Below are 24856 nucleotides of genomic sequence, written 5' to 3'. Positions count from 1 at the left end.
GTAGTACCGTGAACGAATGGAAGTCCCCTACGAGGCGACCGGCCGCACCGGCCAGAAGGCGCGCACCCGCCGCGAACTCCTCGACGCCGCCCGCCGCCTCCTCGCCGACGGGCACGAGCCGAGCGTCGAGGAGGCCGCGGCCGCCTCCGGCATCTCCCGGACCACGGCTTATCGGTACTTCCCCAATCAGTCGGCCCTGGTGGCCGCCGCCCATCCCGAGACCGGCCGGTCCTCGCTCCTGCCCGACGACGCCCCGGACGCCCCGGCCGCCCGCCTGGACCTCGCGATCCGGGAGTTCATCCGCCTCACCCTGGAGTGGGAGCCGCAACTGCGCGCCTCGCTGCGCCTGGCGCTCCAGCCCGGCGCGCCGAGCCCGACCCTCCGCCAGGGCCGGGCGATCGGCTGGATCGAAGACGCCCTGGTCCCGCTGCGGCCGCACCTCGACACCCGGCGGCTCGCGATCGCGATCCGCGCCGCCACCGGAATCGAGGCCCTGGTGTGGCTGATCGACGTGGCGGGCCTGACCCGGGAGGACGCGGCCGAGATGCTGCGCGCGAACGCCCACGCGATCCTCCGCGCCGCGCTGGACGACGTGTGCCCGCCACCGAGGGCCGGTCGCGAGGCGAGGTCGGCGGCCGGTCGTCGATAAGGCGATGTGGCGGCCGGCCTCGTAGCGGATGGCGAGCCTGCGGTGCCAGGCGGCCGGCGCACCATGACCGCCGTCCTGGCGTAGCTCGCCGGAAATGATGGGTCCGCTCGCGCCATGTACGGGATGTCCGCATCCGGTACTGACGAAGGAGACGCCCATGAGGACGGCGCGTGGATGATGACGAGGTGGCCCGGTTCGAGGCCGTCTACAGGGAGTGCTACGACCAGATCACGGCCTACGCGGTGCGGCGCTGCGACTCGCCGCAGGACGCGGCGGACGTCGTGGCCGAGACCTTCGCGATCGCCTGGCGCAAGCTGGCCGACCTGCCGCGAGGCGGAGAGGCCAGGCTCTGGCTGTACGGCGTGGCGCGCAGGGTGCTGGCCGACCAGCGCCGCAAGTCGGTCCGCCGGCGGATGCGCGACGTGGAGCTCGACGCCGAGATGGCCGATCTCTACGGCGATCCGCCGGAGGCCGGCGCCGAGCTGAGGGCGGTCGCGGCGGTGTTCCGGAGCATGCCGGACGACGATCGCGAACTGCTGTCGCTGGTCGCCTGGGAAGGGCTCGGCCGGGACGAGATCGCCACGATGCTCGGAGTGTCGCGCAACGCGGTGCGCGTCAGGCTGCACCGCGCGCGCAGACGCTTCGCCGCCGCGCTGAGCGCGGCCGATGTCCACCTGACGACGGGCAGCCGGATGATCCCGGCGGGGAGGCCGCTGTGAACGACGCGGAAGAGATCAGCCGGTTGCTGCGGCCGCTGGCCCGGGTGGAGCCCGGAAGAAAGGGAAGCGGGGGGTCCGGCGCGGGGGCGCAGGCGCTGCTGGCCTCCATCACGGGCCGGCGGAGCGACGCGTCGGCGGTTCCTGGGCCGGACACGGTCGTCGCGCGGCCGGAGGCGGTGGCCGCAGGGAGCCCAGGCGCCCCCTCGGCCGGGTCCTTGGCCGGGCCGCGGCGCCGGTCCCTCCTGCTCGGCCCCCGTCGCCTGGCGCTCGGCCTCACCGCCGCGGCCCTGCTCGCGACGGGCGTCGTCGTGGGGCCGAGCCTGGTGCGGGACGGCGGCGGTGTCGCGGTGTCCTACGCCAACGCGGCGGTGGACATCAGACGGGACGGTGACCAGTACGTCGCCCGCATCAAGGACCCGTTCGCCGAGTACGCCCTGTACACCGAGGCGTTCCGGGCGGTCGGCCTGCGGGTCGAACTGCGCCCGGTGCCGGTCTCTCCGGGATACGAGGGGACGATCCTCGGCATGGTGATCGGGTCGAAGCAGGCTCCCGACCGGCAGGCCACGCCGGATCCCTCCGGCCCCCGGTTCGGCGGCGTCCCGCTGACGCTGGGAACCGATCCCCGGGGGTGCGAGCCCGGACGGTCCGCCGGCTGCGTCATGGTGATCCGGGTCCCGGCCGGGCTGACCGGGAGGGTGGACGTCCGGATCGGCCGCCAGGCCAGGCCGGGGGAGGAGTACGCCAACTTCGACGCGGCCCTGGCGCCGGGGGGGATGTTCCACGGGGTGCGCCTGCGGGACGGCCGCCCGGTCAGGGAGATCCTCGCCGAGGCGCGTAAGCGCGATTTGTCGGCGGTGTTCAGCCTCATCCGCATCGACCCGAAGACCGGCGGCCTGTCCTTCGAGCCGCTGCCCGCGGACCGGGTGGGCGGGGGCTGGACGGTGTGGAACGCCTGGCAGGTGAAGGCCGGGGTGGTCCGGCTGCTGGTCACGCCCGGGCGCCTGCCCGAGAATCCCTTCTACAACGGGAGCGCCCCACCACCTGCCTCGGGTTGACAGAGGGCCCGGCCGAGCAGGTCCCGGCGGTGCCGGAGGCGCCCATCGTGCGGGGTGGGCAGGCCGTAGGAGGGCGTCCTTGGTAGGGATTGCGGCAAGTCCTGGCAACGACTTGCCCTCTATTCGGGGGATACGACCGATCTTGCGTATTCGCAGGGGCCTCCGTCGGTAAGCTTCGTGGCGTTTCGCGACGAATCGGGAGGAGCCGCAGCTGTGCCAGCAAAACGGGTGATTGGCATCGCGTTGGCGGGGACGGCCGTTCTGGTGCCCGCCGTGGCGTGCTCCTCTTCCGGCGGCGGCGGCGGCGCGGCGCCCGCGTCGCAGGGCGCGGAGCCGGTGGCCTCGGCCTCCGCCTCCCCGACCCCGCCGCCGGAGCACCCGTTCACCGGGCAGCCGGTGGCGGGGCGCCGGCCGGTGCTCGCCGTGAAGATCGAGAACACCTCCTCGGGCAAGCCGCAGCTCGGGCTGCGCAGCGCCGACCTGGTGTTCGTCGAGCAGGTCGAGGGCGGCCTGACCCGCCTCATGGCGGTCTTCTCCTCCAAGATCCCCGCCAAGGTCGGCCCGGTGCGCAGCGCCCGCATCTCCGACCTTCACCTGCTGCCGATGTTCGGCAAGCCCGCCCTGGCCTACTCGGGCGTGCAGAGCAAGATGGTGCCGCTGGTCCAGCAGGCGTCGCTGTACGACGTCTCCGACAGCGCCGCGCCGGGCGCCTACTTCCGCCAGCCCGGCCGCGTCGCCCCCTACAACCTGTTCGCCGACACCAGGAAGCTGCTGGCGAAGGCGCCCAAGGCCACCAAGGCGCGCGACATCGGCCTCACCTTCGGCGACGCCCCGGAGGGCGGCACCCCCAAGAAGTCGTTCACCGTGAGATATCCGGCGGCGACCTTCACCTTCACCTGGGCGGCCTCCCAGAAGCGCTGGCTGGTGACGCAGGACGGCAAGAAGGACATGGCGGCCGAGGGCGGTCAGCTCGGCGCCCCCACCATCGTCGTCCAGTACGCCAAGACCACCCGCTCGCAGTTCCACGACTTCACCGGCAGCTACACCCCTCTCATCCACACCACCGGGACCGGCAAGGCGGTCGTCCTGCGCGACGGCAAGGCCTACAAGGCGGAATGGTCGCGCTCCTCGGAGAAGGAGGGCGCCACGTTCACCACCGAGGGCGGCGAGCCGATGAACCTCAGCCCCGGCCAGGTGTGGATCGTCCTGGCGGCGCCCAAGCCCGTGCAGCCCTGATCCGGGGGCCACGGATCGTCGTACCCGTACAACATGTCCAAAGCGCCCGTGGAGTTGCGACGATCCGGACGGCGAGCGCCGGGCTGATCAGCGCCTACCATGGGACGGGAACCCGTCGTCACGCTCGTGAGGTAAGACCGTGTCCAGCAGCACCCCCGAAGTCGCCGAGACCACCGCCGTCACCGGCACCGCCCGCGTGAAGCGCGGCATGGCCGAGATGCTCAAGGGCGGTGTGATCATGGACGTCGTCACCGCGGAGCAGGCCAAGATCGCCGAGGACGCCGGGGCCGTCGCCGTCATGGCCCTCGAGCGCGTGCCCGCCGACATCCGGGCCGAGGGCGGCGTCTCGCGCATGAGCGACCCCGACATGATCGACGGCATCATCGCCGCCGTCTCGATCCCCGTCATGGCCAAGGCCCGCATCGGCCACTTCGTCGAGGCCCAGGTCCTGCAGGCCATCGGCGTCGACTACGTCGACGAGTCCGAGGTGCTCACCCCCGCCGACGAGGCCAACCACATCGACAAGTGGGCCTTCACGGTGCCCTTCGTCTGCGGGGCGACCAACCTGGGCGAGGCCCTGCGCCGCATCGCCGAGGGCGCCGCGATGATCCGCTCCAAGGGCGAGGCCGGCACCGGCAACGTCGTGGAGGCCACCCGCCACATGCGGCAGATCCGCGGCGACATCAAGCGCCTGGGCGCCCTGGACGAGGCCGAGCTCTACGCCGCCGCCAAGGAGCTGCGCGCGCCCTACGAGCTGGTCGCCGAGATCGCCAAGACCGGCAAGCTGCCCGTGGTGCTGTTCACCGCCGGCGGCATCGCCACCCCGGCGGACGCCGCCATGATGATGCAGCTCGGCGCCGAAGGCGTGTTCGTCGGCTCGGGCATCTTCAAGTCCGGCGACCCGGCCAAGCGGGCGGCGGCGATCGTCAAGGCCACCACCTTCTACGACGACCCCGACGTCATCGCCAAGGTCTCCCGCGGGCTCGGCGAGGCCATGGTCGGCATCAACGTCGCCACGCTGCCCGACAGCGAGCGCCTGGCCACGCGCGGCTGGTGATCTTCCCGCCGTCCCGGTGCCCTATCGCGGCCATCGGGACGGTGTGTGGCTTACATGGCGATTTGTCGCCTGGAATCGTGACATGTCGGCCGAGACGGGCGCCCTGAACGGTCGAGGCGCGTTGATCGTCCGGAAATATCCGCTCTGACCTGGGTATGGCTATACCTGGCGTTTGCTGGGCATAGTTGATGATCGTCATGTGATCGACAGGCGATCGTTCCTCGTGATGGGGCTCATAGCCGGAGTGCCGGGGGTGCCACCCCTGAGCGCTCCCTACGGCGAGCCCTTCACGCTCGGCGTCGCCTCCGGCGATCCCGCGCCCGACGGCTTCGTCCTGTGGACCCGCCTGGCGCCGGCCCCGCTCGCCGAGGACGGGTACGGCGGCATGCCGGCGGCCCCGGTGCCGGTGTACTGGGAGGTCGCCACCGACCCCGCCTGCGCCCGCGTCGTGCGGCGCGGCAGCGAGAACGCCGTGCGCGAATGGGCCCACGCCGTGCACGCCGAGGTCGGCGGGCTGGAGCCGGGCCGCGACTACTGGTACCGCTTCAAGGCCGGCCCCTACATCTCGCCGACCGGCCGCGCGGTGACCGCGCCCCCCGCCGGCGCGCCCGCCGCCTCGCTCACCCTCGCGGTGACCTCCTGCGCCAACTACCAGCACGGGCACTTCACCGCTTACACCAGGGTCGCCGAGGAGCGCCCGCACATGGTGCTGCACCTTGGTGACTACATCTACGAGCACGGCAAGGGCCAGGCGCCGTGCCCCGGCGGCAACGTGCGCGACCACGAGGGCGGCGAGGCCACCAGCCTGGCCGACTACCGCCGCAGGCACGCCCTCTACAAGACCGACCCCGACCTGCGGGCCGCCCACGCGGCGGCGCCCTGGGTGCCGATCATGGACGACCACGAGGTGCGCAACAACTGGACGAGCCGGTTGCCCGCCGCGCGGCGCGCGGCCGCCTTCCGCGCCTACTACGAGCACATGCCGCTGCGCCGCGCGTCGATCCCGAAGGGGGCGGCGATCCACCTGTTCCGCCGCCTGCACTGGGGAAGCCTGGCCACCCTGCACCTGCTCGACACCCGCCAGTACCGCGACCGGCCGTTGTGCGGCTCCGGCTTCGCCGAGTGCCCCAAGGCCGACGACCCCGGCCGCACGATCACCGGGAAAGCCCAGGAACGATGGCTGCTGGAGGGCTTCCGCGAGTCCAGGGCGCGGTGGGACATCATCGGCCAGCAGGTCTTCTTCGGCCAGCGGACCAAGTACCCCGGCCCCGAGAGGGTCGTGCGGCAGGACGCATGGGACGGTTACACCGCCTCGCGCACCAGGGTCACCCGCGGCTGGCTGGAGGCCGGCACGCGCAACGCCATCGTGCTGACCGGTGACGTGCACTCCCACTGGGCCGGCGACCTCGCCCTGGACTACGACGACGAGGACTCGCCCCTGATCGGCACCGAGCTGGCCGTGACCTCGGTCAGCAGCGGCGGCAACGGCCACGACCACGACCGCGCCAGAGACGCCCTGCTGGACACCAACCCCCACCTGCGGTTCCATCTGCGCCGCCGCGGTTACCTGCTGCTCAAGGTGGAGCCCGCCGAGGTCAGGGCCGAGTTCAAGATCGTCAAGTACGTGAACACCCCCGGCGCCCCGGCCCTCTTGGCCGCCGGCTTCACCGTCGCCGACCGGATCCCCGGCCTGGTCCGCCAGGCCTGACCCGGCCGCCGGCCTCGGCCCCGCTCCGGGAAGTCCGGGCCCGTTTGGGACGTTGTTCCGCTTGGCCGTACGCTTCGGCGGTCGGGAACGACATCCGCGCCACCACCAACGGACCGAACGGGGAGGAAGACCGGTGACCTCTGCGCCGACGATCGGCGTGCTCGCCCTCCAGGGCGACGTGCGTGAACACGTCCGGGCCCTTTCGGCCTCCGGCGCCAGAGCCGTGGCCGTTCGCCGCCAGGCCGAGCTGGAGGCGGTCGACGCGCTGGTGCTCCCGGGCGGCGAGTCCACGACCATGTGGAAGCTCGCCGAAGCGTTCGAGCTGCTCGAACCGCTGCGCATGCGCGTCAAGTCCGGCATGCCGACCTACGGCTCCTGCGCCGGGATGATCATGCTGGCCGACCGCATCGAGGGCGGCGTCGAGGGCCAGCAGACCCTCGGCGGCATCGACATGGTCGTGCGTCGCAACGCCTTCGGCCGCCAGGTCGACTCTTTTGAGGCATCCTTGGATTTCGCCGGACGCGGTCGGCTGCGCGCCGTCTTCATCCGGGCTCCGTGGGTCGAGTCCGTCGGCGCGGATGTCGAGGTGCTGGGACGGGCCGAGCCTGGGGATAGGATCGTCGCGGTCCGGCAGGGACCTCTGCTCGCGACGTCCTTCCATCCCGAGCTGACCGGGGACACGCGGGTTCATTCGTATTTTGTCGAGATGGTGAGGGAGCTCTAGCCGATGTCCGGCCACTCCAAATGGGCGACGACGAAGCACAAGAAGGCCGTGATCGACGCCAAGCGCGGCAAGCTCTTCGCGAAGCTCATCAAGAACGTCGAGGTGGCGGCCCGTACCGGTGGTCCTGACCCGGACGGCAACCCGACGCTGTACGACGCCATCCAGAAGGCGCGCAAGAGCTCGGTGCCCGTCGACAACATCGAGCGCGCCCGCAAGCGCGGCGGCGGCCTGGAGGCGGGCGGCGCCGAGTACCAGACGATCATGTACGAGGGCTACGCGCCGGGCGGCGTCGCGGTGCTGGTCGAGTGCCTCACCGACAACCGCAACCGCGCGGCCTCCGAGGTCCGCGTCGCCATGACCCGCAACGGCGGCTCCATGGCCGACCCCGGCTCGGTGTCCTACATGTTCAACCGCAAGGGCGTCGTCATCGTGCCCAAGGGCGGCCTCAGCGAGGACGACGTGCTGGTCGCCGTCCTGGACGCCGGCGCCGAGGAGGTCAACGACCTCGGCGACTCCTTCGAGGTCGTCTCCGAGGCCGGCGACCTGGTCCCGGTCCGCAAGGCCCTGCAGGACGCCGGCATCGACTACGACTCCGCCGAGAGCAGCTTCATGCCGACGCTGAGCGTGCCCCTGGACGAGGATTCGGCCCGCAAGGTCTTCCGCCTCATCGACGCCCTGGAGGACAGCGACGACGTCCAGAACGTCTACGCCAACTTCGACGTCTCCGACGACGTGCTGGCCAAGCTCGACTGACGCCGGTCCGGCCGGGCCGCCGACTGGGATGGAAAACGGTTCGACCTGGTCGGGGCGGGGCCCTAGGTTGGGCGGTTGTGGAAATTCGTGACGTGACGGTCGGCGACCTCGGCGCCGTGCTCGACAACCGCATACGCGCCTTCGGCCCCATTCCGCCCGGCAGCGCCGAGCAGTGGCGCGCCATGGCGACCGCCGCCCTGGGCGACGGCCGTTACCTCGGCGTCTTCGACGGCGCGCGCCTGGTCGCCACCAGCAGGATCATCCGCTTCGACCAGTGGTGGCACGGCCGGCCCGTCTCGATGGGCGGGGTCGCCAGCGTCACCGTCGCCCCCGAGGACCGCGGCCGCGGCGTCGGACGCCTGCTCATCCAGGCCACCGTCGACCGCTGCGCCGACCTCGGCCACGCGATCTCGGCGCTGTACCCCGCCACCACCCCGGTGTACCGCGGCGCCGGCTACGAGCACGCCGGCGCGCGCAGCCGCGTCACCGTCCCCACCGAGGCGCTGCGCGCCCTCGGGGCCCGCGACGGCGTGAAGCTGCGCAGGATGGGCCCCGGCGACGCCCCCGAGCTGCTCGCCACGATGGCACGCGTCTACGCCTCCACGCGCGCCTGCGGGCCGCTGGGGTGGGAGGAGTCCGCCGCCCGCCGGTGGCTGGCCGATGAGGACGACTTCGCCTACCTCGCCGAGGACGGCTACGTCGTCTACCGCTGGCACCAGGGGAACATCGAGGTGAAGAACCTGGTGGCCGGCTCGGAGGCGACGGCCAGAGCGCTGTGGTCCCTGGTCGGCACGGCCTCCTCGGTCGCCGCCACGGTGAGGGCCAGCGTCGAGCCGGACGACCCGATGCTGTGGCTGCTGCGCGAGCGCTCACGCGACTCGGTCGAGCAGACCCGCTGGATGCTCCGCCTCATCGACCTGCCGGCCGCCGTCGCCGCCCGCGGCTACCCGGCCGGGACCGGCCTCGACACCGTCGTCCGAGTCGAGGACCGCATGCGCCCGTCCAACTCCGGGGCCTGGCGGCTGCGCGTCCACGACGGAGCCGGCACGGCCACCCCCGCCGAGGGCCCCGCCGGGGACGAGGTGGCCCGCCTCACCATCGGCGGCATGTCGGCCCTGTTCGCGGGCGTCCAGACCAGCACCCTGCGCCGCGCCGGGCTGCTCACCGGCGGCACCCCGGCCGGCGACGACCGGCTCGGCGCCGTCTTCGCCGCCAAGCCCTACATGATCGACTACTTCTGACCCCGGCCTCGGCGCCTCTGCCACCGTGCGGGGACGGGACACGGCGGCGCGGCCGGTGCGTGCGCGGGGCCGCCGATGCCGGTACAGTTCCTCCGAACAGGTGTTCGGCGAGGTTGGAGGCGTGCGGGTGCGGCTGCCTGAGCTGCGGGTGCTGGGGGTCGATCCCGGGCTGACCCGATGCGGTCTCGGCGCCGTCGAGGGGCGGGCCGGCGCCCCGTTGTCGCTGGTCAAGGTCGGCGTCGCCCGCACCCCGGCCGACGAGGGCATCGGCGAGCGCCTGGTGGCCATCGAGGCCGAGATCGAACGCTGGCTGGACGAGATCAAGCCGGACGCCGTCGCGGTCGAGCGGGTCTTCAGCCAGAGCAACCTGCGCACGGTCATGGGCACGGCCCAGGCCTCCGCCGTGGCGATCGTCTGCGCCGCCCGCCGGGGGCTGCCGGTCGCCCTGCACACCCCCTCCGAGGTCAAGGCCGCCATCACCGGGTTCGGCAACGCCGACAAGGCGCAGGTCGGCACCATGGTCACCCGGCTGCTGCGGCTCGACGCCATGCCCAAGCCCGCCGACGCCGCCGACGCGCTGGCCCTGGCCATCTGCCACATCTGGCGCGGCGGCGCCCAGAACCGCCTCGCCGACGCCCTCGCAAAGGCCAGATCCACCGGCACGCGCCCGCCGTCGGCGGGCCCGCGCGGCGCCAGGCCCGCCGCGGCGCCGCCCTCCGGCCTTCCCGCGAAAGGAGTCGGCCAGTGATCGCTTCGGTCTCCGGCCGCGTCGCCGCGCTCGCCCCCGACTCCGCGGTGGTCGAGGTGGGCGGCGTCGGCGTCCTGGTCCACTGCACTCCCGGCACGCTGGCGGGGCTGCGGGTGGGCGAGCAGGCCCGCCTGGCCACCTCGCTGGTGGTCCGCGAGGAGTCGCTCACTCTTTACGGCTTCGGCTCCGACGACGAGCGCGTGGTGTTCGAGATGCTCCAGACCGCCTCGGGGGTCGGCCCGCGGCTCGCCCTTGCCATGCTCGCCGTCCACGCGCCGAACGCCCTGCGGGTCGCGGTGGCCGGGGCCGACGTCAAGGCGCTCACCATGGTCCCCGGCATCGGCCAGAAGGGGGCGCAGCGCATCATCCTGGAGCTGAAGGACAAGCTCGGCACCCCGGACGCGGCCGTCGCCGCGGCGCTGAACGGCAAGGCGAGCAAGCCTGCCTGGCGCGAGCAGGTGCACGCCGGCCTGGTCGGGCTGGGCTACTCCGCCAAGGACGCCGACGAGGCGATCTCCATCGTGTCCCCCGAGGCCGACGCCGAGCTGGCCGCCGGGCGCACCCCCGCGGTCGCCGCCCTGCTGAAGGCCGCCCTGCGGGCCCTGAGCGTGCGATGAGCGCCGTTCAGGCGATCGGCGGCGCCGGCGCGCCCGCCGGGGGGTGGACGTCCCGGCCCGTGGCGGCGAGCATCGACCTCGCGGGCGGGCCCCGCCGCGTGAGCCGAGCCCCTGTGACGGAGGCCCTGCGGTGAGCCCTACTCATGTGACGGAAGCGCTGCCGGTGAGCCCTACTCATGTGACGGAGGCCCTGCGGTGAGCCTTGAGCGTGACCTGGTGTCCCCCGACGCCGAGGGCGACGAGCAGGCCGTCGAGTCGGCGCTGCGCCCCAAGCGCCTCGGCGAGTTCATCGGCCAGGGCCGGGTGCGCGAGCAGCTGTCGCTGGTGCTCGAAAGCGCGCTGCGCCGAAGCCGGCCGCCCGACCACGTCCTGATGAGCGGTTCGCCGGGGCTCGGCAAGACCACCCTCGCCATGATCATCGCGGCCGAGCTGGGCATGCCCCTGCGGCTGACCTCCGGCCCCGCCCTGGAGCGCGCGGGGGACCTCGCGGCGATCCTGTCCACCTTGTCCGAGGGCGAGGTGCTGTTCATCGACGAGATCCACCGCATGGCCCGCCCCGCCGAGGAGATGCTCTACCTCGCCATGGAGGACTTCCGGGTCGACATCGTCGTGGGCAAGGGCCCGGGGGCCACGGCGATCCCGCTGGAGATCGCCCCCTTCACCCTGGTCGGGGCCACGACCCGCGCTGGGCTGCTGCCCGCTCCGCTGCGCGACCGGTTCGGCTTCGTCGCCCACATGGACTTCTACGACGTGGCCGAGCTCGAACAGGTGCTGCGCCGTTCGGCACGGTTGCTCGGGCTGGAGCTCCCCGACGAGGGCGCGCACGAGATCGCCCGCAGGTCCAGGGGCACGCCCCGCATCGCCAACCGCCTGCTGCGGCGGGTGCGCGACTTCGCCGAGGTCCGCGCCGACGGCGTGATCACCAGGGACACCGCCTCGGCCGCGCTGAACCTGTACGAGGTGGACGCCGAAGGGCTCGACCGGCTCGACCGCGCCGTTCTGGGCGCGCTGCTGCGCAAGTTCGGCGGCGGTCCGGTGGGGCTGTCGACGCTGGCCGTGGCGGTGGGGGAGGAGCCCGAGACGGTCGAGGTCGTCGCCGAGCCGTTCCTGGTGCGCCAGGGCCTGATCGCGCGCACGCCGCGCGGCCGGGTGGCCACGGCCTCGGCCTGGACGCACCTCGGCATGGTCCCCCCGCCGGACGCCTTCGGCGCGGCGGCCCAGCCGGTCCTGTTCGAGGACCCCGGTGCCTCCTGAGCGAGGCAGGGCCGAGCCGGGGGAGGCCGGCCTCGGGCGCCCGGCGCGGGGCGGTGGCAGGTGACGGCCCGCGCGCGTTCTGACTGGGAGGTTGACAGAGGCCGCGGTGCTGCTTGCGAGCTGTGCACATGTTTGGGGGGATACGCCGGATCATTCGGGCTGTTCGGGGATGCCGTCGCAGCATGGCGGCGCGGGCACTGAAAGTTTCAAGCCGGTCGTATCCGCCGGTCACAGATCGGTGACAACGGGAACTTTCCCGCCTGCAAGAGCGTGGGTTCGTTGCCGGGCTTTGACAAGCTCGCCTAAACTCCGTGGCTTGGCTGGCTGTGTACGCTGACGCGATCAGTGTGTGGCCGTGCCGATCGCCGCCAGACCGCCGGCGCCAGGCCGGTCAATTCTTAACCGGAAGGAAGCCCCGTGCAGGGCCTTGGATCGTTCGTGCCACTGATCTTGCTGGTCGTGGTGTTCTATTTCCTGCTCATCCGCCCGCAGCGTAAGCGGGCGCAGGAGCAGGCGCAGATGCAGAGCAGTGTGACGCCGGGCACCCGTGTGATGACCACGACCGGCCTGTTCGGCACCGTCATCGCCGTCGAGGACGACGACGTGATCCTCGAGGTCGCGCCCGGCGTCGAGACCCGCTGGACGAAGGCGGCCATCGGCCGTGTGCTCGTCCCGGTCGAGGAGGAGACGGTGGACAATGGAATCGTCGAGCCGGAACCCGTCACCGACGTCAAGCCGGCCGACGCACCGGAGATCCGCGGAGACGAAGGTCCGAGCGACAAGAAGTCCTGAGTAGGCTCACCGCAAACCCCTTGACGAAAGAATCGACCACCAGTGGCCCCATCGACCAGTAGCCAGAGCAGGCCGGGACGCGTGCTCCTGGCCCTCTTGGTGCTCATCCTCGCCATGGGCGGGGTGATGGCACTGCAGAAGGCCTTCGTGCCCAAGTTCGGCCTCGACCTCGCCGGCGGCACCACGGTGACGCTGTCTCCGGTCACGGAGGCAGGTGCGGCTCCCTCCCAAGAGAGCCTCGACCTGGCCGTCAACATCCTCCGCGACCGGGTGAACGGTACGGGCATCTCCGATGCCGAGGTCGCCAAATCGGGTGACAACATCGTCATCTCGGTTCCCGGCGCCGGGCAGAAGGAGGTCGTCGGGCGCTTGGGCACCACGGCCGAGCTCCGCTTCCGTCAAGTGCTCGCGGTGGCCCCGGCGGTCATCGCCCCGAGCCCGCTGCCGACCACGCCCGCGACGCCCGCGCCCTCGGGCACCGGCACTCCGAAGCCGGGCGCGAGCGGCCAGCCGTCATCGACCGCCAAGCCCGCCGCCACGGCCAAGCCCGCGACGAGCGCGACGCCCGCGGGCCGCGCCCTGTCGTCGGCGCTGACCGCCCCGACCCCGGCGCCGTCCACTTCGGCCTCGGGTTCCGGCAAGGCCGACAAGAGCGCCAAGGCCACTCCGGCGCCGAGCGCCTCGGCGCCCTCGGGCCAGCCGACCGCGCAGCCCTCCGACGACCCGATGGCGGGCGTGGACCTCACCGGCGTCGACCCGGCCGTGGCCGAGCAGTTCAAGAAGATCGACTGCACCAAGAAGGACCGCGGCCAGGGCGTCCAGGACAACCCGGACAAGCAGCTCGCGGCGTGCAGCAAGGACGGCGACGCCAGGTACATCCTGGAGAAGGCCGCCGTCAAGGGCACCGAGGTGTCCGGCGCCACCTCCGGCGTCGACTCCACCACCGGCGAGTGGATCGTCCAGGTCACCTTCAAGAGCAAGGGCGCCAGCGAGTTCGCCAAGACCACCGGTCAGATCACCAGCGCGCCGCAGCCGCGCAACCAGCTCGCCATGGTGCTGGACGGCCTGGTCATCTCGGCTCCCGTCATCGAGGAGCCCATTCCCGGCGGCCAGGCCCGCATCTCCGGCAGCTTCACCCAGAAGTCCGCCACCGACCTGGCCAACCAGCTCAAGTACGGCGCGCTGCCGCTGAAGTTCAAGCAGAGCTCGATCGAGGAGGTCTCCGGCACGCTCGGGGCCGACCAGCTCAGGGGCGGCCTGCTCGCCGGCGCCATCGGCCTGGTCCTGGTGGTCCTCTACTGCCTGCTGTACTACCGGGGCCTCGGCCTCGTCGCGGTGGCCAGCCTCGTGGTGGCGACCATCCTGACCTACAGCACGGTGGTCATCCTGGGCCACAACGCCAACTTCCGGCTCTCGCTGCCGCACATCATCGGCCTCATCGTGTCGATCGGCATCACGGCCGACTCCTTCATCGTCTACTTCGAACGCATGCGAGACGAGATGAAGGAGGGCAGGCGGTCGCTGCGGGTCGCCGTCGAGGTCGCCTGGGCCCGGGCCCGGCGCACCATCCTGATCGCCGACGCGGTCATGTTCATCGCCGCCGTGGTGCTGTACTTCCTCGCGGTCGGCGGCGTGGCCGGGTTCGCCTTCGCGATGGGCCTGACCACCCTGATCGACATCGCGGTGGTGTTCCTGTTCACCAAGCCGTTCGTCGCCTTGCTGGCCAAGCTCCCGTTCTTCGCCAAGGGGCACAAGCTGTCGGGCCTCGACGCCGAGCGCATGAGCCGCGAGGCGCCGGCCGCTCGCACGACCGTTCCGCAGGAGGGCTGATGTCTGCCATCGGGGCGCTCGGGCGCCGTCTGTACCGTGGCGAGGTCAACGTCGACTTCGTCGGCAGGTACAAGCTCTGGGCGACGCTGTCGGGGGTCCTGCTGCTGATCTCCATCCTCGGGCTGGTCATCCAGGGGCTCAACCTGGGCATCGAGTTCCGGGGCGGTTCGGTCTTCAGCTTCGACAAGCCGGCCGCGTCCTCCATCGCCGACGTCCGCGACACCGTCGAGGCGGTCGGCGGCCACCAGGTGATCGTGCAGGAGGCCGGCACGCGCTGGCGGGTCACCACCCAGAGCCTGCCGGAACAGGGCGTGACGAAGGTCGCCGACGCCATCTCCGCCAAGTACGGCGTGCCCGACAACCAGATCTCCAAGCAGATCATCGGCGCCACCTGGGGCGGTGAGGTCCTCAACAAGGCCATCATCGGCCTGATCGTGTTCATGATCGCGATCATCCTGTACCTCACGCTGGCCTTCGAGTGGAAGATGGCGCTGGCCGCGGTGGTCGCGCTCATCCACGACCTGGTCATCACGGCCGGCATCTACGCCTGGTCGGGCTTCGAGGTCACTCCGGCGACCATGCTGGGCTTCCTGACGATCCTCGGTTACTCGCTCTACGACGCCGTCGTCGTGTTCGACATGATCAAGGAGGTCACCGCCAAGCTCGGCACGACCGCCAAGATGACCTACACCGAGGCCGCCAACAACGCCCTCAACCACACGCTGATCCGCTCGCTGAACACCTCGCTGGTGGCCATTCTGCCGGTCGCCGCGATCCTGTTCATCGGCACCACGCTGTTCGGCGCGGGCACGCTGAAGGACCTGTCGCTGGCCCTGTTCGTCGGCATGATCGTCGGTACGTACTCCTCGTTGTGCGTGGCGACGCCGCTGCTGGCCAACCTCAAGGAGCGCGAGCCGAAGTACCTGGCGATCGCCAAGCGGGTCCACGCCAACCGGGCCGCCGCCTCCAAGGACGCCGCGTCCCCGGGCAAGGCCAAGGGCAAGGAGCCCGCCGCCGCCTCCACCTCCGGCTCGGCGAACGGGTCGGTGGCCACGGGCAAGCGCAAGAAGCGCTAGCCCCGCACCTGCACGTCCCTCAGCGCCCCCGTGAGCTCGCCGCCACGGGGGCGCTCGTCTGCGGGTCGCCGGGCGGTCCCCTAGGATCGCTGGGCGCCGCACCGCCGCCGGAAAGGACCCCCTATGAGCGACCTCACCACGACGATCCTCGACCGCATCAGGGACGTGCCCGACTACCCCCGGCCGGGGGTGATGTTCAAGGACATCACGCCGCTGCTCGGCGACCACGGGGCCTTCTCCTCGGTGGTCGACGCGCTGGCCGACGGCCTCGCGGTGGACAAGGTCGTCGGCATCGAGGCCCGCGGCTTCATCGTGGCCGCCCCGGTGGCCTACCGCGCGGGAGCCGGGTTTGTGCCGGTCCGGAAAAAGGGCAAACTCCCTGCCGAGGCGCTGGAAGCGTCCTACGATCTGGAGTACGGCTCCGCCGTCATCGAGGTGCACCGCGACGCCTTCTCCCCGGGCGAGCGCGTGCTCATCGTCGATGACGTGCTGGCCACGGGCGGCACCGCCCGGGCCGCGGTGGAGCTGGTCAGCCGGGCCGGCGCGCAGGTCGTCGGCGTGTCCGTGCTGATGGAACTCGCCTTCCTCAAGGGGCGCGACCGTCTTCCCGACGTCGACCTGCGCGCCCTGGTGGTGGTCTGATCGGCTCCTCCGCGAGGTCGGCGTTCTCCAGCGTGGATACACTGGAGGATCTGGACTCGACGTGAGGAGTCTGAGTGCCCCGTGATGTGGCCTTGCCCGAAGTGACCGACACGCCTGAGCCGGTTTCCGCGCCCGCGGACGATACGGGTTTAGCCACGTCCGCAGGCACCGACGACAAGCCGGCGCCTGCCGCACGCCGCAGGCTTTCCCGGTTCGGGGGGCAATGGGGTGGCGCGATGAATCCGGTCCTGGAACCGCTGTTCAAGACGGTCCGCGCCACGCATCCCAAGGCGGATCTGCGCGTGATCGAGCGCGCCTACGACGTCGCCGCCTACCACCACCGTGATCAGAAGCGTAAGAGCGGCGATCCTTACATCACCCACCCGCTGGCGGTGGCGACGATCCTCGCCGAACTCGGCACCGACGACGAGACCCTGTGCGCGGCGCTGCTCCACGACACCGTGGAGGACACCGCCTACGGGCTGGACGAGCTGAGCGCCGACTTCGGCGAGAGCATCGCGCTGCTGGTCGACGGGGTCACCAAGCTCGACAAGGTCAAGTTCGGCGACGCCGCGCAGGCCGAGACCGTGCGCAAGATGGTCGTGGCGATGTCCCGCGACATCCGGGTGCTGGTCATCAAGCTCGCCGACCGCCTGCACAACATGCGCACCCTGCGCTACCTGCCCCGCCACAAGCAGGAGCAGAAGGCCCGCGAGACGCTCGAGATCTTCGCGCCGCTGGCCCACCGGCTCGGCATGAACACCATCAAGTGGGAGCTGGAGGACCTCGCCTTCGGCATGCTCTACCCCAAGCGGTACGACGAGATCGCCCGCATGGTGTCCGAGCGCGCGCCGCGCCGCGACCTGTTCCTGCAGGAGGTCATCGAGAAGGTCTCGGCCGACCTGCGCGAGGCCAAGATCCGCGCGGCGGTCAAGGGCAGGCCCAAGCACTACTACTCGATCTACCAGAAGATGATCGCCCGCGAGGTCGCGTTCGACGACATCTACGACCTGGTGGGCATCCGCGTGCTGGTCGACACCGTGCGCGACTGCTACGCGGCGCTAGGAACGATCCACGCTCGGTGGAACCCGGTGCCCGGCCGGTTCAAGGACTACATCGCGATGCCCAAGTTCAACATGTACCAGTCGCTGCACACGACGGTCATCGGGCCCGAGGGCAAGCCGGTCGAGCTGCAGATCCGCACCCGCGCGATGCACCACCGCGCCGAGTACGGCGTGGCCGCCCACTGGAAGTACAAAGAGGAGATGGGCGCCGCCGGCGCGGCCGGGGCGCGGGTGAAGCAGGCCGGCGACATGGCCTGGCTGCGCCAGCTCCTCGACTGGCAGAAGGAGACCTCCGACCCGGGCGAGTTCCTGGAGTCGCTGCGGTTCGACCTGTCGGTGTCGGAGGTCTTCGTCTTCACCCCCCGCGGCCAGGTCATCGCGCTGCCCGAGGGGGCGACGCCGGTCGACTTCGCCTACGCCGTGCACACCGAGGTGGGCCACCGGTGCATCGGCGCCCGGGTGAACGGCCGCCTGGTGCCGCTGGAGTCGCGACTGAGCAACGGCGACGCCGTCGAGATCTTCACCTCCAAGTCGCCCGACGCCGGCCCGTCCCGCGACTGGCTGAAGTTCGTCAAGAGCGGCCGGGCGCGCAACAAGATCCGCCAGTGGTTCTCCAAGGAGCGCCGCGAGACGGCGATCGAGGCGGGCAAGGAGGCCATCGGGCGGGCGATGCGCAAGCAGGGCCTCCCATTGCAGCGCCTGATGTCCGGAGAGACGCTCCTGGCCCTCGCCAGGGACCTTCGCTACCCCGATGTCTCGGCGCTGTACGCGGCGGTCGGAGAGGGCCACACAGGCGCTCAGTCGGTGGTCGAGAAGCTCGTCCAGTCCCTCGGGGGAGTGGACGCCGCCGAGGAGGACATCGCCGAGGCGGCCGTCCCGACCAAGATGCGCGGCCGCCCGCGCACCGGCACCAACGCCGGAGTGATCGTGGCGGGCGACTCCGACGTGTGGGTGCGGCTGTCGCGCTGCTGCACGCCGGTGCCCGGCGACGAGATCGTGGGCTTCGTGACCCGGGGGCACGGGGTGTCGGTCCACCGCACCAACTGCCCCAACATCGAGCAGCTGCGCTCCGAGCCCGACCGGCTGGTCGAGGTGAGCTGGTCGCCCGGCGACGACTCGGTGTTCCTGGTGGCGATCCAGGTGGAGGCCCTGGACCGGCCGCGCCTGCTGTCGGACGTCACCCGCACGTTGTCCGACCAGCACGTCAACATCCTGTCGGCGTCGGTGACGACCTCCCGTGACCGCACGGCGGTCAGCAAGTTCACCTTCGAGATGGGCGACCCCAAGCACCTCGGCCACGTGCTGAAGGCCGTGCGCAACATCCAGGGCGTCTACGACGTCTACCGCGTCACCAACTGAGACCTCTACCGCGTCACCGGCTGACCGGCCCCGGACCGTCCCCCCCGATGGACGGCTCCCGGGGCGGCGGTCAGGAGAACTCGGCCAGCGTGCGCTCGGCCTCCTCCAGCCAGGAACGGCGGGCGGCGATGGCCTCCTCGGCCTCCTTGACGTCCTTGTCCTTGCCCGCGGCGCTCGCCTTGGCCAGGCGCCCCTCGAGCTGCTCGATGGACTTGCGGAGCTGGTCGACGGTGTTCTGCGCCCGGGCGCGGGCCTCGGGGTTGGACCGCTTCCACTCGGTCTCCTCGGCCTTGCGGACGGCCTCGTCGATGCGGCGCAGCCCGCCTTCGAGCTTGTCTCTGGACTCCCGGGGCACCGGCCCGACGGCCTCCCAGCGCTCCAGCACGCCGCGCAGCGCGGCGCGCGCGGACCGGGCGTCGGTGACCGGAAGGATCCGCTCGGCGTCGGCCAGGATGCGCTCCTTGGCCTCGGCGTTCTCCCGCAGGGAGGCGTCGCGCTCGGCGAACACCGCGGAACGGGCCTGGAAGAACTGGTCCTGGGCCCCCTTGAAGCGGCCCCACAGCTCGTCCTCGGCCTCGCGTGATGCCCGCCCGGCGTTCTTCCACTGCCGCATGAGCTCGCGGTAGGCCGAGGCGGTGTCACCCCAGTCGGTGGAGGTGGCGAGCTGCTCGGCCTCGGCGACGATGCGCTCCTTGATGCTGCGCACCGACTCGCGCTGCTCGTCGAGCCCGGCGAAGTAGGACTTGCGCCGCTTGGCGAACGCCGTGCGGGCGGCCGACAGCCGCTTCCACAGGGCCGCCTCGGTCACGCGGTCGATGCGCTCGGCGGTCTTCCACTCCTCGACCAGCTGGCGCAGCCGCTCGCCGCCGGACTTCCAGTGGGTGGTGTCCTCGGCGATGCGCTCGGCTTCGGCGACGATGCGTTCCTTGATCTCCCGCGACTGGGCGCGCGCCTGGTCGCGGGCGGCCTTGACCTCCTCGCGGCGCTTGCCGACCAGCTCGCTGAGCGCCGCCAGGCGGTCCTCCAGCGCGCCGAGGTCGCCGACCGCGTGCGCCTCGGTGATCGACTCGCGCAGCTTGACGATCGTCGCCTCCGCCTGGGCGGGTGGCAGGTCGGTGCCGCGAAGCCGCTGTTCCAGCAGTTCAACCTGGGTCGCCAGCTCGTCGTACTTGCGATGGAAGTAGGCCAGGGCCTCTTCCGGTTCACCGGCCTGCCAGGACCCGACGGCCCGTTCTCCCTCAGCCGTACGAACGTAGACGGTGCCGTCGTCGTCTACCCGGCCCCACGGGTCGGTGCTCACCGTGTCCTCCCGCACTCGAATCAGCCTCCAGGACGCCACGCGTCCTTGGTTGTATTACGTCAGCTCTTGCCAGAGATTGTCACGTGTTTGATGTCGACCGGGTCCTTCGGAGCCCCGGAGCCGTCGCCCATGCCCCCGGGCAGGACGCCCTTCTTGCTGACATCGTCGAGGATTTCGATCCCCTTTGTGACGGTACCGAATGGTGTGTACTCCGCGGGGAGCTGCAGGTCGCCGAAGATGATGAAGAACTGGCTGCCCGTGGTGCCGGGCGCCTGGCTCTTGGCCATGGCGACCACGCCGCGGGTGTACTTGGCGCCCGAGAGGTTCTCCTCGGCCAGCCGGTAGCCCGGCCCGCCCTGGCCGTCGGTCTGGTTCTTGCCGTCCGCCTTGGCCAGCGGGTCGCCGCACTGCAGCATCGGGAAGTTGGCCGGGCCCAGGCGGTGGCACTTGGAGCCGTCGAAGAACTTCTTCTTGGCCAGGAACGCCATGGAGTTGACCGTGCAGGGCGCCTTGGCGGTGTCCAGGGCCACCACGATGTCGCCGTGGTTGGTCTCCAGGGTCATCGTCTTGGCGTTCTTGTCCGGCTTCGCGGGCGGCATGCCGACGTTCTTGGCCGGGCCGCCGTTGGCGTCGGCGACGTAGTCACAGGTGCCGGTGGCCGCGTCGTACGGCTTGGGTCCCGCCGCCGCCGAGGGGGCGGCGGAGGTGGAGGTGGGGGCCGAGGGCGTCGCCGCCGCGGCCTGGGTCTTGGCGTCGCCGCCCCCGACCACCGCCACGGCCGTGAAGATGCCGCCGACCACCACCAGGACACCCACGGTGGTGGCGACGACCGCCACCTTCTTCTGCTGGGTCTGCCGCTCGGCGCGCCGGCGTATCTGCCGTTCGTAATGCTCTCGTGCCAGCTGCTTTTGACGGTCCTTGCCGGTCGCCACCGCTGTGCCCTCCCGACTGTCCGAGTTGGTCGTGTTTGGTCGCCTCACTGGACGACCGCCACCTTTATGGAGTGGGCGAATCGTATCGGCCCACGGGTCATGGTTCGCAGCCCGGCGACCCGCACCGGTACCCTTCGGTTACATTCCCATCCGCTTTCCTTGACGAGATCGATCACACCGAGGACCGCTTCCGTGCTCATCGACGGCTTTCCCGCAGGCTCCCTGCAGGCCAACTGCTACGTGGTCGCGCCCGCCGCCGGCGAGGAGTGCGTGATCGTCGACCCAGGTCAGGACGCCGTCCGGGGCCTGGACGACATGCTGCGCGAGCACCGGCTCAAGCCGGTCGCCGTGCTTTTGACGCACGGTCACATCGACCACATGTGGTCGGTCGCGCCGGTCTGCGGAGCGAGGGACGTGCCCGCCTGGATCCACCCCGAAGATCGTGATCTGCTGACCGACCCCGGCAAGGGCCTGTCGCTCATGACCCGTCAGCAGCTCTTCGGCGGGCTGAGCTTCACCGAGCCGGACGACGTGCGCGAGCTGTCGGACGGCGCGGTGCTCGACATCGCCGGCATGGCCATCACCGTCGACCACGCGCCCGGGCATACCAGGGGGTCGGTGACGTTCAGGCTTCCAGGAGAGCGTGTGATGTTCTCCGGGGACCTGCTGTTCGCCGGCTCCATCGGGCGCAGCGACCTCCCGGGCGGTGACTATCCGACCATCTTGCGCAGTCTGGGGAGCGTCTGCCTGACGCTTCCGGACGACACGACGGTGCTGCCCGGTCACGGACCACAGACGACGATCGGCCGCGAACGCGCGACGAACCCGTACCTCGCCGAGGCGGCGCCGTTCGCGGGCCCAACCAGGGGACTGTAGATGAGCTTTCAGGCGCCCAAGGGCGTACCAGAATATCTGCCGCCGCGTTCCGCGATCTTCCTCGCGGTCCGCGACGCCTTCTCCACGGCGGCCGAGAACGCCGGCTACTCCTACATCGAGGTGCCGGTCTTCGAGGACACCGAGCTGTTCGCCCGCGGCGTCGGCGAGTCGACCGACGTCGTGACCAAAGAGATGTACACCTTCGCCGACCGGGGCGGCCGGTCGGTGACGCTGCGGCCGGAGTTCACCGCCGGGGTGATGCGCTCCACGCTGGAGCACGGCCTGCACACCGGCCAGCTCCCGGTCAAGCTGTGGACCACCGGCCCGGCCTTCCGCTACGAGCGCCCGCAGGCGGGCCGCTACCGCCAGCTCCAGCAGTTCGACGTCGAGGCCATCGGCACCGAGGACCCCGCGGTCGACGCCGAGACCATCGCCCTGGCCTGGGCCGGCTACCAGGCCCTCGGCCTGAGGCGAGTGCGGCTGCTGCTCAACACTCTGGGCTGCAAGCAGTGCCGCCCGGCCTACCGCGCAGCCCTGCAGGACTTCCTGCGCGGGCTCGACCTGGACGAGGCCACCCGGGCCCGCATCGAGGTCAACCCGCTGCGGGTGCTCGACGACAAGCGCCCCGAGGTGCGGGCGCAGGTCGAGAACGCGCCGCTGATCACCGACCACCTGTGCGCGTCCTGCAAGGCCCACCACGACCGCGTGCGCTCCCTGCTGGAGGACCTCGGGGTCCCCTGGGAGGACACCCCCCGGCTGGTGCGCGGCCTCGACTACTACACCCGCACGACCTACGAGTTCGACCACCCGCTGCTCGGCGCCCAGTCGGGCATCGGCGGCGGCGGCCGCTACGACGGGCTGTCGGAGGACATCGGCGGGCCGGCGCTGCCGGGCATCGGCTTCGCCGTGGGCGTCGACCGCATCATCATGGCCGTCGAGGCCGAGGGTCTGGCCCAGCGGGCGCCCGCCCGCGTCGCGGTGTACGGCGTGCCGCTCGGCGAGGAGGCCGCGCGGCGGATGTTCACCCTCGTCAACGCGCTTCGCGCCGCCGGCGTGTCCGCCGACATGGCCTTCGACGGCAAGGGGCTCAAAGGCGCGATGAAGGGCGCCGACCGCTCCGGGGCCACGTACGCGGTGATCCTCGGCGAGCGCGACATCGCCGCCGGGTCCGCGCAGGTGAAGGACCTGGCGAGCGGCGAACAGACCGCCGTGCCACTCGCCGAGATCGTCTCGACTCTGAAGGAGAAACTGACCAAATGATCCGCACGCACACCGCCGGATCGCTGCGCAGAGAACACGCCGGCCGGCAGGTCACGCTGGCCGGCTGGGTGGCGCGCCGCCGCGACCATGGCGGCGTCGTCTTCATCGACCTGCGCGACGCGTCCGGTTCGGCGCAGGTGGTCTTCCGCGAGGAGGACCACGCGCACGACCTCCGCTCGGAGTACTGCGTCAGGATCGTCGGAGAGGTCCGCGCCCGGCCCGAGGGCAACGAGAACCCCGACCTGCCCACCGGCGAGATCGAGGTCGTGGCCTCGGAGGTCGAGGTGCTCAGCGAGTCCGCGCCGCTGCCGTTCCCGATCGAGGGCGGCACCGGCGTCTCCGAGGAGGCGCGGCTGAAGTACCGCTACCTGGACATGCGCCGCCAGCAGGTCGGCAACGCCCTGCGCATCCGCTCCACCGCCACCTACCTGGCCCACGAGGTCATGCGCGAGCACGGCTTCCTGTACGTCGAGACCCCCGACCTCACGCGGTCCACCCCCGAGGGCGCCCGCGACTTCCTGGTGCCGGTGCGGCTGCAGCCGGGCAACTGGTACGCGCTGCCGCAGTCGCCTCAGCTGTTCAAGCAGCTGCTCATGGTGGGCGGCCTGGAGCGCTACTACCAGCTCGCCCGCTGCTTCCGCGACGAGGACCTGCGCGCCGACCGCCAGCCGGAGTTCACCCAGATCGACGTCGAGATGTCCTTCGTGGACCAAGACGACGTCATCGCCCTGGGCGAGGCGCTGATCGGGCGCATCTGGAAGGAGACGGTGGGCTACGAGCTGCCCACCCCGCTTCCCCGCATGACCTACGCCGACGCCATGGCCCGCTACGGCTCCGACAAGCCCGACCTGCGGTTCGGCTGCGAGCTGGTCGACATGACCGGCTACTTCGCCGACACCACCTTCCGGGTCTTCCAGGCGCCCTACGTCGGCGCGGTCGTCATGCCCGGCGGCGCCTCCCAGACCCGCAAGGAGCTGGACGCCTGGCAGGACTGGGCCAAGGCCCGCGGCGCCAGGGGCCTCGCGTACGTGCTGGTCCAGGCCGGCGGCGAGCTCGGCGGCCCGGTCGCCAAGAACCTCTCCGACGGCGAGCGCGCCGGGCTGGCCGAGGCCGTCGGCGCCTCGGAGGGCGATGCGGTGTTCTTCGCCGCCGGCCCGCGCAGCCCCTCGCGCGACCTGCTGGGCGCCGCCCGCCTGGAGATCGGCCGGCGTTGCGGCCTGATCGACGAGTCGCTGTGGAGCTTCCTGTGGGTCGTCGACGCGCCGATGTTCGAGCCGGTGGTGGACGAGGTGGGCCGCCAGACCGGCTGGACGGCCGTGCACCACCCGTTCACCGGCCCCAAGCCCGAGTTCGCCGACACCTTCCACGAGCGTCCCGGCGAGGCTCTGGCCTACGCCTACGACATGGTGTGCAACGGCATGGAGATCGGCGGCGGTTCGATCCGTATCCACCGGGCCGAGATGCAGCAGCGGGTCTTCGAGGTGCTCGGCATCTCCAAGGAGGAGGCCGAGAGCAAGTTCGGCTTCCTGCTGGAGGCGTTCAAGTACGGCCCGCCGCCGCACGGCGGCATCGCCTACGGCTGGGACCGCATCTGCATGCTGCTGGCGGGCGGCGACTCCATCCGCGACGTCATCGCCTTCCCGAAGACCGCCTCCGGCTTCGACCCGCTGACGGCCGCTCCGACGCCCATCACCCCCGAGCAGCGCAAGGAGGCCGGGGTGGACGCCGGACGAGCCCCTGGGGCCCCCACGGAGGCGCGCAAGGCCACCGGGTGACCGCCGCCGCGGTCCGCTGAGACGCCGGTCCGCTGAGACGCCAGAGAGCCCCGGCCGCGTGGGCGGATTCAAGGGGTCGTCGCAACACTGATCGATCAACTGGCGAGTGCCAGGAGCTTGGTGAGACGCTCGGCTGGGGTTTCCCAGCCGAGCGTTTTGCGTGGCCGGCTGTTCAACCGGGCAGCGACA

Annotated in this window: 22 protein-coding genes; 20 read left to right on the top strand and 2 right to left on the bottom strand. The window is 71.4% G+C overall.

Annotation, left to right across the window (positions count from 1 at the left end; all coding sequences use genetic code 11):
- Positions 1-16 precede the first annotated feature (16 nt).
- The 17 genes from ACFQSB_RS36940 to ACFQSB_RS36860 all read left to right on the top strand — a co-directional run bounded on the left by ACFQSB_RS36940 (position 17) and on the right by ACFQSB_RS36860 (position 18524).
- Positions 17-649 (top strand): TetR/AcrR family transcriptional regulator, encoded by a 633-nt coding sequence (locus ACFQSB_RS36940; protein WP_380831746.1) that lies wholly within the window; start codon positions 17-19, stop codon positions 647-649.
- Positions 650-819: 170 nt separating this feature from the next.
- Entirely contained in the window at positions 820-1368 is a 549-nt protein-coding gene (locus ACFQSB_RS36935) for an RNA polymerase sigma factor (RefSeq protein ID WP_380831741.1), read from the top strand.
- Positions 1365-2423: a hypothetical protein gene (locus tag ACFQSB_RS36930; protein WP_380831739.1), complete on the top strand. Its 1059-nt coding sequence runs from the start codon at positions 1365-1367 to the stop codon at positions 2421-2423. The genes ACFQSB_RS36935 and ACFQSB_RS36930 overlap by 4 nt, the downstream gene beginning before the upstream one ends.
- Before the next feature lie 213 nt (positions 2424-2636).
- On the top strand, positions 2637-3659 hold the full coding sequence (locus ACFQSB_RS36925; protein WP_380831737.1) for a DUF3048 domain-containing protein: 1023 nt from the start codon (positions 2637-2639) through the stop codon (positions 3657-3659).
- Positions 3660-3798: 139 nt separating this feature from the next.
- Positions 3799-4716, top strand: coding sequence for a pyridoxal 5'-phosphate synthase lyase subunit PdxS (pdxS, locus tag ACFQSB_RS36920; protein WP_354923688.1), 918 nt, complete (start codon positions 3799-3801; stop codon positions 4714-4716).
- Between the two features lie 199 nt (positions 4717-4915).
- Positions 4916-6424: an alkaline phosphatase D family protein gene (locus ACFQSB_RS36915; protein ID WP_380831735.1), complete on the top strand. Its 1509-nt coding sequence runs from the start codon at positions 4916-4918 to the stop codon at positions 6422-6424.
- A gap of 133 nt (positions 6425-6557) precedes the next feature.
- Positions 6558-7148, top strand: coding sequence for a pyridoxal 5'-phosphate synthase glutaminase subunit PdxT (gene pdxT / locus ACFQSB_RS36910; RefSeq protein WP_380831733.1), 591 nt, complete (start codon positions 6558-6560; stop codon positions 7146-7148).
- Between the two features lie 3 nt (positions 7149-7151).
- Positions 7152-7901 (top strand): YebC/PmpR family DNA-binding transcriptional regulator, encoded by a 750-nt coding sequence (locus tag ACFQSB_RS36905; RefSeq protein WP_354847827.1) that lies wholly within the window; start codon positions 7152-7154, stop codon positions 7899-7901.
- Positions 7902-7978: 77 nt separating this feature from the next.
- A complete protein-coding gene (locus ACFQSB_RS36900; protein WP_380831731.1) occupies positions 7979-9142 on the top strand; it encodes a GNAT family N-acetyltransferase in 1164 nt (387 codons plus the stop codon).
- 142 nt (positions 9143-9284) lie between these two features.
- Entirely contained in the window at positions 9285-9890 is a 606-nt protein-coding gene (gene ruvC, locus ACFQSB_RS36895) for a crossover junction endodeoxyribonuclease RuvC (RefSeq protein ID WP_380831779.1), read from the top strand.
- The gene (gene ruvA / locus ACFQSB_RS36890) at positions 9887-10507 is read left to right on the top strand and encodes a Holliday junction branch migration protein RuvA (protein WP_354847832.1); all 621 of its coding nucleotides are present in this window, start codon (positions 9887-9889) and stop codon (positions 10505-10507) included. Before ruvC ends, ruvA begins: the two co-directional genes overlap by 4 nt.
- A 195-nt stretch (positions 10508-10702) precedes the next feature.
- Entirely contained in the window at positions 10703-11761 is a 1059-nt protein-coding gene (ruvB, locus tag ACFQSB_RS36885; protein WP_354923680.1) for a Holliday junction branch migration DNA helicase RuvB, read from the top strand.
- Between the two features lie 417 nt (positions 11762-12178).
- The gene (gene yajC / locus ACFQSB_RS36880; protein ID WP_354847841.1) at positions 12179-12553 is read left to right on the top strand and encodes a preprotein translocase subunit YajC; all 375 of its coding nucleotides are present in this window, start codon (positions 12179-12181) and stop codon (positions 12551-12553) included.
- A gap of 81 nt (positions 12554-12634) precedes the next feature.
- On the top strand, positions 12635-14383 hold the full coding sequence (secD, locus tag ACFQSB_RS36875; protein WP_380831728.1) for a protein translocase subunit SecD: 1749 nt from the start codon (positions 12635-12637) through the stop codon (positions 14381-14383).
- On the top strand, positions 14383-15459 hold the full coding sequence (gene secF / locus ACFQSB_RS36870) for a protein translocase subunit SecF (RefSeq protein WP_380831726.1): 1077 nt from the start codon (positions 14383-14385) through the stop codon (positions 15457-15459). Before secD ends, secF begins: the two co-directional genes overlap by 1 nt.
- A gap of 123 nt (positions 15460-15582) precedes the next feature.
- Complete coding sequence (locus ACFQSB_RS36865; protein ID WP_354847849.1) at positions 15583-16101, top strand: adenine phosphoribosyltransferase; 519 nt, start codon at positions 15583-15585, stop codon at positions 16099-16101.
- A 236-nt stretch (positions 16102-16337) separates the two neighbouring features.
- A complete protein-coding gene (locus tag ACFQSB_RS36860) occupies positions 16338-18524 on the top strand; it encodes a RelA/SpoT family protein (RefSeq protein ID WP_380831724.1) in 2187 nt (728 codons plus the stop codon).
- Between the two features lie 70 nt (positions 18525-18594).
- On the opposite strand, the gene ACFQSB_RS36855 is transcribed toward ACFQSB_RS36860, so the two are convergent.
- Together ACFQSB_RS36855 and ACFQSB_RS36850 are read right to left on the bottom strand one after the other, a co-directional pair.
- Complete coding sequence (locus tag ACFQSB_RS36855) at positions 18595-19824, bottom strand: DUF349 domain-containing protein (RefSeq protein ID WP_354847855.1); 1230 nt, start codon at positions 19822-19824, stop codon at positions 18595-18597.
- A gap of 59 nt (positions 19825-19883) precedes the next feature.
- Positions 19884-20756 (bottom strand): peptidylprolyl isomerase, encoded by an 873-nt coding sequence (locus tag ACFQSB_RS36850; protein WP_380831721.1) that lies wholly within the window; start codon positions 20754-20756, stop codon positions 19884-19886.
- A gap of 192 nt (positions 20757-20948) precedes the next feature.
- On the opposite strand from ACFQSB_RS36850, the gene ACFQSB_RS36845 reads away from it, so the two are divergent.
- Genes ACFQSB_RS36845 through aspS form a run of 3 tightly spaced genes read left to right on the top strand, consistent with a single transcriptional unit; the run spans position 20949 to position 24667 of the window.
- Positions 20949-21632, top strand: a complete 684-nt coding sequence (locus ACFQSB_RS36845; protein ID WP_380831720.1) for an MBL fold metallo-hydrolase — start codon at positions 20949-20951, stop codon at positions 21630-21632.
- Positions 21633-22892: a histidine--tRNA ligase gene (hisS, locus tag ACFQSB_RS36840; protein WP_354923672.1), complete on the top strand. Its 1260-nt coding sequence runs from the start codon at positions 21633-21635 to the stop codon at positions 22890-22892. It abuts the gene before it with no gap.
- Positions 22889-24667 (top strand): aspartate--tRNA ligase, encoded by a 1779-nt coding sequence (aspS, locus tag ACFQSB_RS36835; RefSeq protein WP_380831718.1) that lies wholly within the window; start codon positions 22889-22891, stop codon positions 24665-24667. Before hisS ends, aspS begins: the two co-directional genes overlap by 4 nt.
- Positions 24668-24856: the final 189 nt, after the last annotated feature.

It is taken from the genome of Sphaerisporangium rhizosphaerae (genome assembly GCF_042665155.1).
Lineage (GTDB): Bacteria > Actinomycetota > Actinomycetes > Streptosporangiales > Streptosporangiaceae > Sphaerisporangium > Sphaerisporangium rhizosphaerae.
This window is presented reverse-complemented; position numbering and strand designations above follow the sequence as displayed.

Excerpts from the sequence above, each read along its gene's own strand:
- ACFQSB_RS36940 (WP_380831746.1), top strand. The coding sequence starts at position 17 with ATGGAAGTCCCCTACGAGGCGACCGGCCGCACCGGCCAGAAGGCGCGC.
- aspS (WP_380831718.1), top strand. The coding sequence starts at position 22,889 with ATGATCCGCACGCACACCGCCGGATCGCTGCGCAGAGAACACGCCGGC.
- secF (WP_380831726.1), top strand. The coding sequence starts at position 14,383 with ATGTCTGCCATCGGGGCGCTCGGGCGCCGTCTGTACCGTGGCGAGGTC.
- ACFQSB_RS36860 (WP_380831724.1), top strand. The coding sequence starts at position 16,338 with ATGAATCCGGTCCTGGAACCGCTGTTCAAGACGGTCCGCGCCACGCAT.
- ACFQSB_RS36865 (WP_354847849.1), top strand. The coding sequence starts at position 15,583 with ATGAGCGACCTCACCACGACGATCCTCGACCGCATCAGGGACGTGCCC.
- ACFQSB_RS36905 (WP_354847827.1), top strand. The coding sequence starts at position 7,152 with ATGTCCGGCCACTCCAAATGGGCGACGACGAAGCACAAGAAGGCCGTG.
- hisS (WP_354923672.1), top strand. The coding sequence starts at position 21,633 with ATGAGCTTTCAGGCGCCCAAGGGCGTACCAGAATATCTGCCGCCGCGT.